This window comes from Polynucleobacter sp. UK-Kesae-W10 (assembly GCF_018881575.1).
Taxonomy (GTDB): domain Bacteria; phylum Pseudomonadota; class Gammaproteobacteria; order Burkholderiales; family Burkholderiaceae; genus Polynucleobacter.
Genome location: NZ_JACVQB010000003.1, coordinates 1 through 15,496 on the forward strand (window position 1 = coordinate 1; position 15,496 = coordinate 15,496).

Sequence of the window (15,496 nt, forward strand, 5' to 3'; positions counted from 1 at the left end):
AGCCGAATTACTCCGCCAAGCGATGCTCAACCAGATTGATCAAGGCGGTATGAGTGAGGGCGGGAGTATGAAATACGCCTATGCTCACCCCTTGTTCTGGGCTCCCTTCGTGGTTGTAGGGGATTGATTTGGTAGACAGATCTCAATAAATTAATTCAATCGCCAGAAAATCTATAAATATTAAATATAAAAGTTGTTTTCGATTGTTCTAGGACATTCCGCTAATAAGGAATAGCATTGCGGCATGTCAAAAAATTTGTCAGATTACCTGCATTACGCGCAGTCGGTTCACAAGGTAAATGATCGATACAAGATCGTTGACTGCAAGGAACTGCTAGTTCTAGAGGCGGTATTAGGCGCCTACATAAACCAGGAAGAGTTTGCCGTCCTGGATTTAATTTTGCAAAAGAAAATTGCCTCTCAAGCAACCTTGCATTCTGTAATGAAAGGCTTAATTGCTAAAAAGCTGATCAAAACTGAGACCAGCAAAACAGATGGTCGCCGTAAGCATGTACTGCCGACGAAGCTCGGTCTTAATTGGCTTGGTGATCACGCTGATTTATTAACCAATATACGTAAAAAGTAATGCCAAAGCAGTTTTATGTTGGCATGCTGTTGATTTTGGTAGGGTTCTTCACCCAATCCTTTTCCTATGCTCAATCCGCCAAAGGCGAAGGTGTAACTTGCTACAAAGAGGCCATCAAAGAACCCTCTGTGTTTTATGGCAATGCGGGGGATGTCTTTACGCTCTTTGATAACACGACGTGGAAAGTTATTTCAGGCGGTCAGTACGAATACGTACCATCACGCTACAAAGACGTTTTGATTTGCCCAACGGTTGAAAAGTTAATCATCGGCAATCGCGCACTGGCGATTTCTAAATCAAGCACGCATTAATTCTTGTAAGTGCTGTACGGCTGTCTTAGGATCTTTTGCTTGAGTAATGGCCCTAACGACAGCTACAGAACCAACGCCACTTTTTGCTACTGCATGAATGCTATCTTGATCAATGCCACCTATGGCAACCAAGGGGTAGTGACTCATGAGCTTGGCGTATTGATAGAGTCTTCCTAGGCCCTGAGGGGCTGTAGGCATCTTCTTTAAATTGGTTGGAAAAACCGCCCCCATTGCAATATAGCTTGGGCAAAAACGATCGGCGTAGGCTAATTCAGCATAACCATGGGTGCTCAGCCCCAATCTAAGGCCCGCTTCACGGATGCGATCCATATCGGCAGTGGCAATATCTTCTTGGCCCAAATGAACGCCATAGGCCTCTGCATCGATAGCCTCCTCCCAGTAATCATTAATAAAGAGGAGGGTCTTGCTACCTTCCGTTGCTTTGACAGACTCTTTAATTTGTTTACGGATTTTGTAGCGATCTTCCGATTTGAAGCGTAGTTGCACGGTCGGAATTTCTGCTTCGACCATACGCTTTACCCAGTCTGCGTCAGGCATTACGCCATAGAGGCCCAAACGCTTTGGACATTCTTTAAACGCTTTGGGATTCATATTGCGCGTCCACGGCAGTAAATCAAAATGCTCTGGTCGGCTAGGCCATTTAAAAGGATTAAAGCCGCCATCTTGCAAGGCCATCCGTGACCAAGCTTTCCCTAATGTTTTGGCATCCGCTTCAATAAAGCCCATTTCAATCGCAGCCAATGCACCCGCCAATTCATAATGATCAGCAGCTGCCTCGTTATCAATCCGAGGAGGCGGTGAACTCATTGAGAATGTCGGCAAGGGAATGCACAAGTCATCATTGCGGTGGGCTGCAATAATTTGATCGGCAAGGTCGCGAATCAGACTCATTTAATTGGTTTCATATTTTTTGATCTAGACATAGCTTAGTGCAACTTAAGCTTGATGCCAAAAAGGGGTGCCCACTAATGGGGTGCTTGCCTGCGCAGATTCCTGAGGTTTCATGGCGCCAGAGAGATAAGCAGTACGGCCAGCGTCGACCGCCATTGCAAAAGATCGTGCCATGGCAATGGGGTCGTTTGCTAAAGCTACAGCAGTATTAAGTAGGACTCCATCAAAGCCCCATTCCATTACGCTGCAAGCATGAGAAGGTAAACCCAGGCCGGCATCCACAATGAGAGGCACTTTTATGCGATCACGCAATAATTTCATGGCGTAGGGATTGAGCGGACCTTGGCCTGTGCCAATGGGGGCGGCCCAGGGCATGATGGCTTGGCAACCTACATCTACTAGACGCTGACACAAAATCAGATCCTCTGTGCAATATGGGAGAACTTTAAATCCATCTCGAATGAGCGTTTGCGCAGTCTCTACTAGGCGTAGCGTATCTGGTTGTAATGTGTAGTCATCGCCAATGAGTTCTAACTTAATCCAATCGCTTTCAAAAACCTCGCGCGCCATTTGAGCTGTGGTGATGACTTCTTGGGGGCTATGACATCCCGCTGTATTGGGCAGGACGGGTACTGCCATCTTCTTTAAAAGATCCCAAAAACCGCTATGTGCTTCAGTGGTGCTTGTGCCCTGGCGCCGCAAACTTACGGTGATCATGGCGGGTTTAGCCAGTTCCACTGCATTCTCAAGAACTTGTGGCGATGGGTAGCGTGAGGTACCCAAAAGTAAGCGGCTCGGAAAGCTCTCGCCATACAAGATTAATGGGTCAGCGTTATTCAAGTTGCTTGGTAAAGGAGCAGTCATAGATTTTGGATGCAGGATTAACCGCCAGTAACGGGAGCGATTACTTCAATCTGATCATTCTCTTTTAAAGGATGTTGAGCGTATTTTGTCTTTGGAACAAAATGCAAGTTCACAGCAACTGCGTATGGAGGCTTCGCATCAATTGCCATGAGCGCATCAGAAACCATGCTCTGGTTTGGTAGCTCATATTCAATTTGATTAACGATTACGCGCATAGACTTGTTTCGAAGCTATTGTTATTCATACTGGAGATCGTTAAACCCAATTCCAGTGCGGTATTACTTTGCCCTTGCTCTAAAAGCTCTAGCGCAGAATCTAATACTGCTGGAGAAATCATAAAGCCGTGGCGATAGAGGCCATTGATTAAGATCAAATCGGCCAACCCTTTGTCTTTATTCACCCGAATTTCAGGAAGATTATTTTTCAGGGTGGGGCGGCATTGTGTAGCCATTTCTAAAATACGGGCTTCTGCAAAGCCACTATGTACGGTATAGACGGCGCTCAAGAGCTCCATAGCGGAGCGCACACTCATCTCAGAGGTATCGTCTGATTCAATTTCCGTCGCGCCAACAACATAGACATCATTTTCTTTGGGTGCAATGTAGATTGGGTAACGCGGGTGAATCAAGCGCGTTGGTCTACGCAATTTGACTTCTGGTGCATATAGGCGAATTACTTCACCACGGACGCCGCGCAAAGTATTGGGGTGATCATTCCAATGCGCTTTGGCACCATTACCGCGACAATCAATCACCGCATCATATCCACTGGTGTGACGCAACTGCTCCGGATCGACTGCGTGATCCCAATGACACAGCACTTTTAAGTGGCGACACTCATTTAGTAAGGCAGCGAGTAATTGGCGATTATCCAATTGCCCCTCATGCGGTAAAAACAAGCCCTGCATAAAGCGATCAGCAACACCGGGTTCTAGATGGCGAAGTTCTTGGTCGGAGAGTTTTTGCGGCAGTGTCAGCAAAGAGTTGTGCAGGCAATTTTTTTCAAGGTGCTTTGTAAATCGCTCAGCTTCGCTTGCATCCTGGCGGTGCCACAAGATTAAAGTGCCATCCTGTTGAAAAAATACAGGAGTAGAGAGTTTGCCAAGCAATTCTTTCCAGCGCGGCAAACTGTGGATACCCATACGCACTACCGAATCTTCGGTGATTGTGGATTCTGCTAAGGGCGCAAGCATAGCAGCGGCGATGCGAGCGGCCGAACCGCTGGCATCTGCTGGCCCACGATCAAAAAGGTCGACCCGTGCTCCACGCTGCGCGAGTGCCACTGCCAGTAACCGACCCATTAGGCCGGCACCGACAATGGCGTACTTGCGTTGCGAGAAGAAGGATTGACCCATTGCGCTTTCTCTAAAAATTACTGATAAATCTCACTACCGCGCTTACGGAACTCTGCTGACATTTCTTCCATGCCTTTAGTAGCGTCAGTTACCTGAGCAATCGGAATGACTTTAGAGCCTTCTTTAGGGTTACCATCAGCATCCAAAGTAGCTGCGTAATCACGTACTTCCTGAGTGATCTTCATAGAGCAGAACTTTGGTCCGCACATAGAACAGAAATGGGCAATCTTCGCCCCTTCAGCTGGCAAAGTGGCATCGTGGTATTCGCGTGCACGCTCAGGATCTAAGCCCAGGTTAAATTGATCTTCCCAGCGGAATTCAAAACGCGCTTTTGATAGGGCGTTGTCACGTACTTGAGCACCAGGTAAGCCTTTTGCAAGGTCGGCACCATGGGCGGCAATCTTGTAGGTAATGATGCCTTCGCGCACATCCTCTTTATCAGGAAGGCCTAAATGTTCTTTAGGGGTGACATAGCAAAGCATGGCCGTGCCATACCATCCGATTTGTGCTGCACCGATACCGCTAGTGATGTGGTCATAGCCAGGCGCAATGTCGGTGATGAGTGGTCCGAGTGTGTAGAAGGGGGCTTCTAAGCAATGCTTGAGCTCTTCAGTCATGTTTTCTTCAATGCGTTGCATTGGAACGTGACCAGGACCTTCAATCATCACTTGAACGTCATGCTTCCAGGCTTTCGCAGTCAATTCACCTAAAGTATGGAGTTCGCCAAACTGGGCGGCGTCATTGGAGTCTGCAATACAACCAGGACGTAAGCCATCACCCAAGCTAAACGAGACATCATAGGCCTTCATGATTTCGCAAATCTCATCAAACTTGGTGTACAGGAAGTTTTCCTTATGATGGGCTAAGCACCATTTGGCCATGATGGAGCCACCACGTGACACGATGCCGGTGATGCGATCAGCCGTCAGTGGTACATAACGCAGCAGTACGCCTGCATGAATAGTGAAGTAATCAACGCCTTGCTCTGCTTGTTCAATCAAGGTGTCACGGAACATTTCCCAGGTGAGGTCTTCTGCAATGCCACCAGTTTTATCCAGCGCCTGATAAATCGGTACGGTACCAATCGGTACTGGTGAGTTACGAATAATCCACTCACGAGTTTCGTGAATATGTTTACCGGTGGATAGATCCATGATGGTGTCTGCACCCCAACGAATAGACCAAACCATTTTTTCAACTTCTTCGTTGATGGAGGAGGTCACGGCTGAGTTACCTAAATTGCCGTTAATCTTCACGCGGAAGTTGCGACCAATAATCATTGGTTCTAGTTCGGGGTGATTGATATTGGCTGGAATAATGGCGCGACCAGCAGCAATTTCAGAGCGAACAAACTCACCAGTGACGATCTCAGGCAGATTGGCGCCGTAGCCTTTGCCAGGATGTTGTTTCAATAGTTGCTTGTATGCTGGGTCCTTGCGAAGCTGCTCTAGACCCATGGACTCGCGCAGGGCAACGTATTCCATTTCGGGGGTGACGATGCCTTTGCGTGCGTAATACATTTGACTGACGTTCTGCCCAGCCTTGGCTACGCGTGGCGCGCTAATGTGGGCAAAGCGTAAATTTTGTGTAGCCTCATCTTTGGAGCGAGCAACGCCATATTCGGAACTTGGTCCAGCTAACTGCTCTGTGTCATTACGTTCTTTAATCCAATTTTCTCGTAAACGTGGCAAACCTTTTTCGAGGTTAATGACAATTTCTGGGTCGCTGTAAGGGCCAGAGGTGTCGTAGACCGGAACCGGTGGATTGGCGACCAATTCTTCACCAACACGCGTTGGTAATTGTTCGATCATGCGGATCGGCGCCTTAATGTCTGCGCGCGAACCCTGTAAATAGGTTTTGGTTGATGCGGGGTAGGCGAACTTTTGTCCGAAGTCGCGTTCTAAGCTTTTAAGACTTGGGATTTCGTGTTTAGTGGTCTTGGGGTTGCCTGTACTCATGTCCATCTCCTAACTGTTTTAGATGGACGAAACCGGGTGTCGGTCTGATGTAACTCCCCACGCCAGCATTACCTGGATCGGGTTCTAGGGTCTTTCTCAGCGCCTCTATGCAAATTCTGCATTCGAGGGCACCCCTGTTTCATCCTTAGGACAGATTTAACCACGAATCGGTGGTTTGGCACATGATGCCGATCAAGACCGCTTAAAGGGCTAGCTCAGCGGTCAGTAAGCCTACTTATTGCGTCGCAATATGAAGTCGGCTGTCACAAAGGCAGCATCGCTCGTAAATTCATCTGCCAGGATGCGGGCTGCAGCTTCGGCATAGGAAACCTCGATAAAACCGCTCACTTCACCATCATGGTTGGTGGGAATGAAGTTGTGAGGCAGCTCTAAATCGTAAATAAATAATTGCTCATCATGAAAGCCGCGACCGGGAACGGGTCGACGCATATGAATGCGTCCAACAGGTTCGATTTCACTCGCAATTTGCTCTGGCACCCCAGCTTCTTCCCAGAGTTCACGTCGTGCACATACCCACGGCGTTTCATCAGCTCCAATACCGCCGGCTGCAATGTTGTCAAGCTTGCCAGGATCGGTTGATTTAGATTCGCTGCGTCTTCCTAACCAAATGCGCTGCTCATGGCTATAGCCATTGATGTGCGTTGCCATGCTGCGAAAACCAAAGGTACGAAATGCGGCGCGTTCTAGGCGAAAGTATTGATGACCATTTTGATCTACCCAAGCAAAGTCTTCGTTGCGCCAACCGGGAATGAATCCTCCAATACGTATGCGATCTGCCAACTGGTGCAAGCTTGCCGAGAGTGCACGGGGTTTTGCGTTCGCAATATGGAGTTGATCATGCGTTAAGGAAATCAGCGGGATGGATTCCTTTTTTAAGGAGTCTTGTAAGAAGGGAATGAAGTCTGGACTGAGATAGCCAATGATTTGCGCATCAGAGCCTCCCTTGGAGAAATAAATCGGCAGGTAATCGGCAGGTGCGGGCCTAGCCGCGTTTTGAAGCATTTCCTCTAGGGCTGCAATCGTGCTGGTCGATAAAGATGTCATTGCTGCAAGTGTAAGGGAACTTACCGCCATTGGTGATAGTTAAAAGGGCCCCAATACCACAAATTATTCAAAAACTTAGTAAGAAAATGCAGATGGATATATCGGATTTCTTGCACAGAAATTAAGCACGCCAGGTCAGTCTATACAAATCCACGACTTACGAAAACTTTTGCCGATTTATCCACATAGCCTGTGGATAAGTTCGCCAATCAAAGTGGTCCCGCCGACAGGAATCGAACCTGTATCCCACGCTTAGGAGGCATGTGCACTATCCATTGTGCTACGGCGAGTATCAATAGTTAAATGTGTTAGGAAACTATGTGACAAGCATTTATTGCCAACCACACAGCGCCCAAACTTGATTGGTAATAGCCACCATCATATCGGGTGCGTAATACGCTGAAAAAATCAACAGCAAAGCAAATGCAGCAAAGCCATAAGCAATGAGTTTCCAGAATGAGATATTGCGTGACTTAGTCTTGGACATTTTTAAGCATTGGCAACACGATGAATGGCGCGCTCTTTTACAGGAAGATTGACCAAGCAGGCAAATACACCTAATGCAATCGCAATTTGCCAAACAATTAAATAGGACCCAGTGTGATCATACAAGTAGCCACCCAAAAAAGCGCCACAGAAACTGCCCAGTTGATGCGAGAAGAAGATGAGGCCGGACAACATGGTTAGGTATTTGACGCCAAAGATTTGCGCCACGATGCCGTTAGTCAATGGAATCGTAGAGAGCCATAAAAAGCCCATGATTGCTGCAAAGATGTAAGTGCTAGTTGGACTTAGCGGCAGCAAAACAAAGGCGGTAATCGCAACCGAGCGTCCTAGGTAGATCGCAGAGAGCAGGTAGCGTTTCGGTAAGCGTTGCCCTAGCATGCCTGCACTATAGGTGCCAAAAATATTAAATAAGCCAATTAAGGCTAGGGCGGTTGTAGCAACGGCTGGCGCTCCCACAGCGGGATAGATTGCGGAGAGATCTTTGAGATAGGGTGCTAAATGCACCGCGATAAATACCACCTGAAAGCCGCACACAAAATATCCCAGCGTCAAAAAGCGAAAGCTAGGATTGCTGATTGCTTCCTTGAGGGCTTCTTTAATTGTTTGATCGCCTAAGGTGTGATTGTATACAAAATTTTTCTCCCGCAACATAAACGCAGTCGGGATCATCAAGCTCGCCATCAGGCCTAAGAGTAGTAATGCATCTTGTGCGCCAAAGCTACTAAGTAATCCCTGTTCAGTAGGGATCATTAAAAATTGACCAAAGGATCCTGCCGCCGCCGCAATTCCCATTGCCCATACTCGTTTATCAGCCGGCACATTGCGCCCTAGGATTCCGTACACCACGCTATAGGTGGTAGCGGTTTGCGCTAAGCCGATGAGTAAACCGCCGGCTAAGGTGAAATTGAGGGCATCTGTAGAAACTGCCATGCCGGCCAATCCCAGCGCATAGAGTGCGCCACCGGCAACCATGATTTTGAATGCACCATAGCGATCCGCTAATGCGCCAGTGATCGGTTGCACTGCACCCCAAATCAGATTTTGCAAGGCAATGGTGAGGGCAAAGGTTTCTCGTCCCCAGCCATTTGCCATTGTGATTGGCAGGTTAAATAAGCCAAAACCATGTCGAATACCCATGGAGAGGGTTACCATTAGTCCGCCAAAAATCAGCACTTGCTGCATAGAGAGTGAAGCCTTTGGGGCGGCGGAGTTCATTAGACAATTCCTTTCTGACGCAGGCTTGCGATCGCAGCAGGATCGAGTTTGAGTTGCTCTTGCAAAATTTCATCTGTGTGTTGACCCAACATCGGAGGGGGCATCCGAATTTCGGTTGGGGTTTTAGATAACTTCATCGGGCTGGCAACGAGTTTCATGCTGCCAGTGCCGGGATGAGCAATATCTTGTTCAATCTTTCTTGAAATTACTTGTTCGTTCTCAAACACTTCTTTGAAGTTATTGATCGGACCGCAGGGTACCTTGGCTTGCTCTAATAAAGAGATCCATTTGGCCTTGGTTTTCTTGCGCGTCATGGCTTCTAGTAGTGGAACTAACTCATGGCGATGCTGAACACGCAGGGGGTTGCTGCTGTAGCGAGGATTATCTGCAAGATGCTCTTCACCCCCAGCGCTGACAAAATGGCGAAATTGACCGTCATTGCCTGCCGCAACAATGATCCAGCCATCAGATGTAGGAAAGGTTTGATAGGGAACGATGGTGGAGGACGCGTTACCCAAGCGACGGGGTACCTCTCCGGAGCTGAGGTAGGCGCTAGCAACATTGGCCATCACCGCAATTTGTGTATCGAGCAAGGACATATCAATATATTGACCTTCGCCAGTCTGATCTCGGTGGACGACTGCTGCCAAGATCGCGGTTGAGGCATACATGCCAGTAAAAATATCGGCAATGGCGACACCTGCTTTTTGCGGGCTGCTGCCATCCACCCCATCGGCTTCGCCGGTCACACTCATAAAGCCACCCATTCCTTGAACGATGAAGTCATATCCTGGGCGGTGAGCATAAGGACCTGTTTGACCGAATCCGGTGATGGAGCAATAAATTAAATCAGGCTTGAATTGAGCCAGGCTAGCGTAATCGAGACCATATTTGGCCAGGTCACCCACCTTATAGTTTTCTAGAACAATGTCGGATTCGGCTGCCAGCTGGCGAATGATGTCTTGACCCTCTGGCTTGCTGATATCGACAGTAATTGAGCGTTTATTGCGGTTGATGCAAATAAAATAGGCAGATTCAGCGGTTTCTTGACCCTGGGCATCTTTTACAAAGGGAGGGCCCCAATGGCGGGTATCGTCCCCAGCGCCCGGGCGCTCCACTTTAATCACGTCTGCGCCTAAATCCGCCAGATTTTGCGCACACCAAGGACCCGCAAGCACACGGCTGAGGTCTAAAACACGAATATGACTTAAGGCTCCCATGACCTAATTTTGGCATGGATGGCAGGGGATTTCAGGAAAAGTTCGGTCTTGCGTCCAGACATGACTACAATTTGCGCGCATGGCTACCCGTAAAACTTCCGAATACAGCGAATCATCGATTCAGGTCCTCAAAGGGCTAGAACCAGTCCGTCAACGGCCTGGAATGTACACCCGCACCGATAACCCCTTACACATCATTCAAGAGGTTCTGGATAACGCCTCTGATGAAGCGCTAGGCGGTTTTGGCAAGCAAATTATTGTGACTTTGCACACAGACGGCAGTGTGAGTGTGGAAGATGATGGCCGCGGCATTCCGGTTGGCATGCACCCCACTGAAAAATTACCCGTTGTAGAAATCGTCTTTACACAGTTGCACGCTGGGGGCAAGTTTGAAAAAGGTACTGGCGGTGCGTACGCCTTCTCGGGCGGTTTGCATGGTGTTGGTGTTTCGGTTACCAATGCGTTGTCTAAGCGTTTGGAAGTCACGGTATGGCGTGATGGGCAAGTATCTACGCTGACATTTGCTGACGGTAAGGTAATTGAAAAACTCAAATCAAAACCTTCCTCTAAAGACGATAAATCTCATGGTACGCGTGTGCGTGCTTGGCCGGATGCAAAGTATTTTGATAGTTCTGCAATCCCCATGGCAGACCTCATTCGCCTCTTGAGATCAAAAGCAGTTCTTCTGCCTGGCGTTAAAGTCACGCTCATACAAGAAAAATCGGGCGACAGCCAAACTTGGCAATACGCACAAGGCTTACGCGGTTACCTCAATGAGGCGATTGCCCAAGCTGGACATGGCCCAGAAGTAATACCTCCGTTTGAGGGCGAGCAATACGCAACCGGTACGGGGGAGGATGATTCCTTCGCCGAGGGTGAGGGTGCAGCCTGGGTAGTGTGCTGGACTGAAGATGGTGCGCCTGTCCGCGAGAGTTATGTGAACTTGATTCCAACACCTGCTGGCGGTACGCATGAAAGCGGTCTTCGTGAAGGCCTATTTAATGCAGTCAAAGGCTTTATTGAGATGCACGCTTTGCAACCCAAGGGTGTGAAGTTGATGCCGGAAGACGTCTTTGCGCGCGCCTCATTTATTTTGTCAGCCAAAGTATTAGATCCGCAATTCCAGGGCCAGATTAAAGAGCGTTTGAATTCACGTGATGCAGTGCGCTTGGTATCAGGCTATGCAAAATCTGCATTAGAGCTCTGGCTGAATCAGCACGTGGACTACGGTCGTAAGTTGGCGGACTTGGTCATTAAACAAGCGCAAGCAAGAACCCGTGCCGGCCAAAAAGTTGAAAAGAAAAAGTCTTCTGGCGTTGCTGTATTACCGGGCAAGCTAACCGATTGTGAAAGTGAAGATATCGCACAAAACGAGATTTTCTTAGTGGAGGGTGATTCTGCAGGCGGATCAGCCAAGATGGGTCGGAATAAGGAATATCAAGCGATCTTGCCCTTACGCGGTAAGGTGCTGAACACTTGGGAAGCAGAGCGGGATCGCCTCTTTGCCAACAATGAAGTGCACGACATTGCAGTAGCCATTGGAGTCGATCCACATGGCCCCAATGACAATCCTGATTTATCGAATCTACGCTATGGCAAGGTTTGCATCTTGTCCGATGCGGACGTCGATGGCGCGCATATTCAGGTATTGCTGCTGACTTTGTTCTATAAGCATTTCCCGAAATTGATTGAGCTTGGGCATGTTCATATTTCTCGCCCACCACTCTTTAGGGTTGATGCTCCTGCACGAGGCAAGAAGCCAGCGCAAAAAATCTATGCACTAGACGCTAGCGAACTACAAGCGATCGAAGACAAGTTGCGTAAAGATGGAGTCAAAGACTCTGCATGGCAGATTTCCCGCTTTAAGGGCTTGGGCGAGATGAGTGCAGAGCAATTATGGGATACCACCCTCAATCCAGATACCCGCCGCTTATTGCCAGTAACGTTGGGTTCCTGGACTGAGGATGAAACCTTTAAAACCATGGATATGTTGATGGGTAAATCAGAGTCAGGTGCGCGTCGTGATTGGCTGGAAGAACGCGGTAACGAAGTAGAGGCAGATATCTAATGGCTACGAAAAAAACTCCTGAAAAAAATACTGCAGCAGAGCAGGCTGATTTATTTTCAAACGCTGTTCAAGAGATGGACATTGTGGAAGTGGCAGAGGCGCCTGTAAAACCAGCTGTTGGCTCCAGTGGCAATGGTCCGAAAGATCCCCATGATCCCAAGACGATGGATCTAAACGAGGACAATAAAGACAGCTTAACGCTCGCGGTATACGCTGAACGCGCCTATTTGGACTACGCGATTAGCGTAGTGAAGGGGCGTGCGTTACCTGAAGTAGCTGATGGTCAAAAGCCAGTACAGCGTCGCATCCTCTTCTCGATGAACGAAATGGGCTTACGCGCAGATGCTAAGCCCGTAAAGAGCGCTCGCGTTGTTGGTGATGTTCTTGGTAAGTTCCATCCGCATGGCGATCAATCGGCCTACGATGCACTGGTGCGCTTGGCACAAAGCTTCTCCCTGCGCTACCCATTAATTGATGGTCAAGGTAACTTTGGTTCTCGCGACGGTGATGGCGCAGCAGCGATGCGTTATACCGAGGCCCGTTTAACCAAGATTGCTGGCTTGCTCTTAAGTGAAATTGATGAGGGTACAGTTGATTTTGCGCCGAACTATGACGGTTCATTTCAAGAGCCTAAATTATTACCAGCGCGCTTACCATTCGTTTTATTGAATGGCGCCTCTGGCATTGCTGTCGGTATGGCTACCGAAATCCCTTCGCATAATTTACGTGAAGTAGCTTCAGCTGCCATTGCGTTAATGAAGTCTCCCAAGCTTTCTACAGCAGAATTACTGGAGATCATGCCGGGCCCTGACTATCCTGGTGGTGGCCAGATTATTTCTTCTACAGCAGAAATTGCCCAGATTTATGAAACGGGTCGCGGCAGTTTAAAAGTCCGTGCTCGCTGGTCAGTAGAGGAGTTGGCGCGTGGACAGTGGCAGGTTGTGGTCAACGAATTGCCACCCTCAGCTTCCTCACAGCGCGTATTGCAAGAGATTGAAGAGATTACTAATCCTAAGGTGAAGGTTGGCAAGAAGACCTTAACGCCAGAACAAAATAATCTTAAATCCACTATCTTGAATGTCTTAGATGGCGTGCGCGACGAATCGAGTAAAGATGCAGCAGTACGTTTAGTCTTTGAGCCCAAGAGTAAGAATATTGATGTCAATGAGTTCGTTAACTTACTGTTAGCGCATACCTCATTGGAGTCCAATGCGCCAATGAATTTGGTGATGATTGGCAATGATGGTCGCCCGCGTCAAAAGGGTCTGAAAGAGATTATTTCTGAATGGATTGAGTTCAGAGTCAATACTGTGACTCGCCGTACACAATTCCGTTTAGGTAAAGTGAAAGACCGGATGCATATATTAGAAGGGCGCCTAACAGTCCTTCTCAATATTGATAAGGTGATTAAGATCATTCGCAATAGCGATGAGCCTAAAGCAGACTTAATTAAAGAATTTAAGCTGACCGACCGTCAAGCCGAGGACATTCTGGACATACGTTTGCGTCAGTTAGCCCGTCTTGAAGGTATTAAGATTGAGCAAGAGCTCAAGAACCTGAAGACTGAACGCGATGATCTAGAAGGCCTCTTGCAAAGCGATGCAGTCTTGCGTAAGCGCATCGTTAAAGAAATCGAAGCGGATATTAAAGACTTTGGTGATGATCGTCGTACCCTCATTCAGGAAGACAAGCGCGCCATTGCTGAAACAAAAGTGATTGATGAACCTGTAACCGTGATTGTTTCGCAAAAGGGTTGGGTCCGTGTCCGTCAAGGTCACGAGCATGATGCAACCCAATTTAGCTTTAAGGCGGGCGATGCACTCTATGCCACCTTTGAGGTAAGGACGGTGGACGTGATACAGGGCTTTGGTAGCGATGGCCGTGTCTACACCGTGCCAGTGAGCGAGTTGCCCGGTGCTCGCGGTGATGGCTCGCCCTTAACCAGTTTTGTGAATCTGGCAGCTGGCTCGCAAATGGTCGCTTACTACGCTGGTCAACCGGATGATTTGGTCTTACTCTCCACTAAAGCGGGTTTCGGCTTCTTAGCAAATGTCTCGGATATGAGTACGCGCAACAAGGCTGGTAAATCCTTCATCAGTGTTGATGCAAAACATTCTGGTGATGCACCATTAGGTGCGGCAAAAGTGCAGACAGGAATGAAACAAGTGGCTTGCTTGTCTGAAGCCTCTAAGTTATTGGTCTTCCCATTAGATGAGCTCAAGCGCCTGCCTACAGGAGGCAAAGGCGTGATTTTGATGGGCTTAGACGATAAAGAATCCTTAGCATCGGCTATTGCGGTTGGTCCTAATGGCGCTACTTATTCAGGCGCAGGTCGTGCCGGTAAGCCTACAGAATTGAGCTTAGATGCCAAAACCCTGAAGTCATTTGCAGGTAATCGTGCGCGCAAAGGACACTTTGTTGAGCCGCGGCTCAAAGACGGCAAGCTCAAGGCAAACTCGTAAGATTGCGAACTAAGTCTTCTTCGGTACGGTAATTCCGTACTTCACGGCAATCACCTCCGCCAGAATCGAAATTGCGATCTCTGGTGGGGTGAGTGCCCCAATCGCAAGGCCCACTGGGCCGTGCAATCGCTCAACCTCTTCTTGGGTAACATCAAACTCGAGTAAGCGTTCTTTGCGAGCTTGAGTATTTTTTCTGCTGCCTAAGGCGCCCACATAGAACGCTGAAGACTTTAAGGCTTCCATCAGAGCCATATCATCCAACTTTGGGTCATGGGTAAGGGCAACAATAGCGGTGTGAGGATCAACACCAAGTTCTAGAAGCGCATCATCAGGCATGCCTTTGATGAAAGTTACATCATCGCGATGTAAGCCTTCAGCATATTCCTCTCGTGGGTCAATCACAATCACTTCAAAATCAGAAGCCAACGCAAAATCGGCTGTGTAGAGCGATAGCTGACCAGCACCAATGATGATCATGCGCCAGCGTGGGCCATAGGTTGTGCACATCTGTTGATCATTACAAGCAAATTCATCATTGCGATTGCCCGGAGTTAGGGTGGATTTACCGTCAGCAATATTGACGGTACGTCTGGTAATTTGGTGAGAGGAGATTGCCGTCAGCAGCGATTCCAAAATAGCTAGCTCAGGCCTAGGTTCAACCAGTAAACGTAGGGTGCCACCACAGGGGAGACCAAAGCGCGCCGCCTCTTCCTGACTAACACCATAGACCACCATTTCAGGGGTATTGCGAGTCAGAATTTCTGTTTGTACACGACTAATTAAATCGTCTTCAACGCAACCACCCGATACCGAGCCGGCTACCTGGCCATCTTGACGAATGGCGAGCCAAGAACCAACAGGGCGGGGCGCTGATCCCCAGGTTTGAGCTACAGTAGCAATCGCAACAGGATGTCCAGCTTTAAGCCAGCTCACTGCCGATTGAAGAACGCTTAGATCGGTGCTATTCATGCGGT

At 48.4% G+C, this 15,496-nt stretch carries 14 protein-coding genes, 1 tRNA gene and 1 riboswitch; of the genes, 4 read left to right on the plus strand and 11 right to left on the minus strand.

Annotated elements, in window-relative coordinates; all coding sequences use genetic code 11:
- The first annotated feature begins 244 nt into the window (after positions 1–244).
- Together ICN24_RS07760 and ICN24_RS07765 are read left to right on the plus strand one after the other, a co-directional pair.
- Positions 245–586 (plus strand): hypothetical protein, encoded by a 342-nt coding sequence (locus ICN24_RS07760; RefSeq protein WP_216222719.1) that lies wholly within the window; start codon positions 245–247, stop codon positions 584–586.
- On the plus strand, positions 586–897 hold the full coding sequence (locus tag ICN24_RS07765) for a hypothetical protein (RefSeq protein ID WP_216222720.1): 312 nt from the start codon (positions 586–588) through the stop codon (positions 895–897). The genes ICN24_RS07760 and ICN24_RS07765 overlap by 1 nt, the downstream gene beginning before the upstream one ends.
- Here the strand turns inward: ICN24_RS07765 and thiE are convergent.
- The 10 genes from thiE to ICN24_RS07815 form a co-directional block, all read right to left on the minus strand.
- The gene (gene thiE, locus ICN24_RS07770) at positions 883–1,809 is read right to left on the minus strand and encodes a thiamine phosphate synthase (RefSeq protein WP_216222722.1); all 927 of its coding nucleotides are present in this window, start codon (positions 1,807–1,809) and stop codon (positions 883–885) included. The two genes, ICN24_RS07765 and thiE, sit on opposite strands and share 15 nt — an antisense overlap.
- A gap of 45 nt (positions 1,810–1,854) precedes the next feature.
- Entirely contained in the window at positions 1,855–2,673 is an 819-nt protein-coding gene (locus tag ICN24_RS07775) for a thiazole synthase (RefSeq protein ID WP_216222724.1), read from the minus strand.
- 17 nt (positions 2,674–2,690) lie between these two features.
- The gene (gene thiS, locus ICN24_RS07780; RefSeq protein WP_216222726.1) at positions 2,691–2,888 is read right to left on the minus strand and encodes a sulfur carrier protein ThiS; all 198 of its coding nucleotides are present in this window, start codon (positions 2,886–2,888) and stop codon (positions 2,691–2,693) included.
- Complete coding sequence (locus ICN24_RS07785) at positions 2,879–4,027, minus strand: FAD-dependent oxidoreductase (protein ID WP_216222729.1); 1,149 nt, start codon at positions 4,025–4,027, stop codon at positions 2,879–2,881. Before ICN24_RS07785 ends, thiS begins: the two co-directional genes overlap by 10 nt.
- Before the next feature lie 17 nt (positions 4,028–4,044).
- Positions 4,045–5,985 (minus strand): phosphomethylpyrimidine synthase ThiC, encoded by a 1,941-nt coding sequence (gene thiC / locus ICN24_RS07790; protein ID WP_216859922.1) that lies wholly within the window; start codon positions 5,983–5,985, stop codon positions 4,045–4,047.
- A gap of 37 nt (positions 5,986–6,022) precedes the next feature.
- Positions 6,023–6,131, minus strand: a riboswitch (TPP riboswitch).
- An 85-nt stretch (positions 6,132–6,216) separates the two neighbouring features.
- On the minus strand, positions 6,217–7,080 hold the full coding sequence (locus ICN24_RS07795; protein WP_255532613.1) for an NUDIX hydrolase family protein: 864 nt from the start codon (positions 7,078–7,080) through the stop codon (positions 6,217–6,219).
- A gap of 185 nt (positions 7,081–7,265) precedes the next feature.
- Positions 7,266–7,340: transfer RNA gene (locus ICN24_RS07800), tRNA-Arg, on the minus strand.
- Between the two features lie 41 nt (positions 7,341–7,381).
- On the minus strand, positions 7,382–7,537 hold the full coding sequence (locus ICN24_RS07805) for a hypothetical protein (RefSeq protein WP_216222730.1): 156 nt from the start codon (positions 7,535–7,537) through the stop codon (positions 7,382–7,384).
- A gap of 2 nt (positions 7,538–7,539) precedes the next feature.
- Positions 7,540–8,772: an MFS transporter gene (locus ICN24_RS07810; RefSeq protein WP_216222732.1), complete on the minus strand. Its 1,233-nt coding sequence runs from the start codon at positions 8,770–8,772 to the stop codon at positions 7,540–7,542.
- Complete coding sequence (locus ICN24_RS07815; RefSeq protein ID WP_216222733.1) at positions 8,772–9,992, minus strand: CaiB/BaiF CoA-transferase family protein; 1,221 nt, start codon at positions 9,990–9,992, stop codon at positions 8,772–8,774. Before ICN24_RS07815 ends, ICN24_RS07810 begins: the two co-directional genes overlap by 1 nt.
- Before the next feature lie 79 nt (positions 9,993–10,071).
- On the opposite strand from ICN24_RS07815, the gene ICN24_RS07820 reads away from it, so the two are divergent.
- Both ICN24_RS07820 and parC read left to right on the plus strand, forming a co-directional pair.
- A complete protein-coding gene (locus tag ICN24_RS07820; protein ID WP_216222734.1) occupies positions 10,072–12,060 on the plus strand; it encodes a DNA topoisomerase IV subunit B in 1,989 nt (662 codons plus the stop codon).
- Positions 12,061–12,224: 164 nt separating this feature from the next.
- Complete coding sequence (gene parC / locus ICN24_RS07825) at positions 12,225–14,522, plus strand: DNA topoisomerase IV subunit A (RefSeq protein WP_216223068.1); 2,298 nt, start codon at positions 12,225–12,227, stop codon at positions 14,520–14,522.
- Positions 14,523–14,531: 9 nt separating this feature from the next.
- On the opposite strand, the gene ICN24_RS07830 is transcribed toward parC, so the two are convergent.
- Entirely contained in the window at positions 14,532–15,491 is a 960-nt protein-coding gene (locus tag ICN24_RS07830) for an XdhC family protein (protein ID WP_216222735.1), read from the minus strand.
- Between the last annotated feature and the right edge of the window lie 5 nt (positions 15,492–15,496).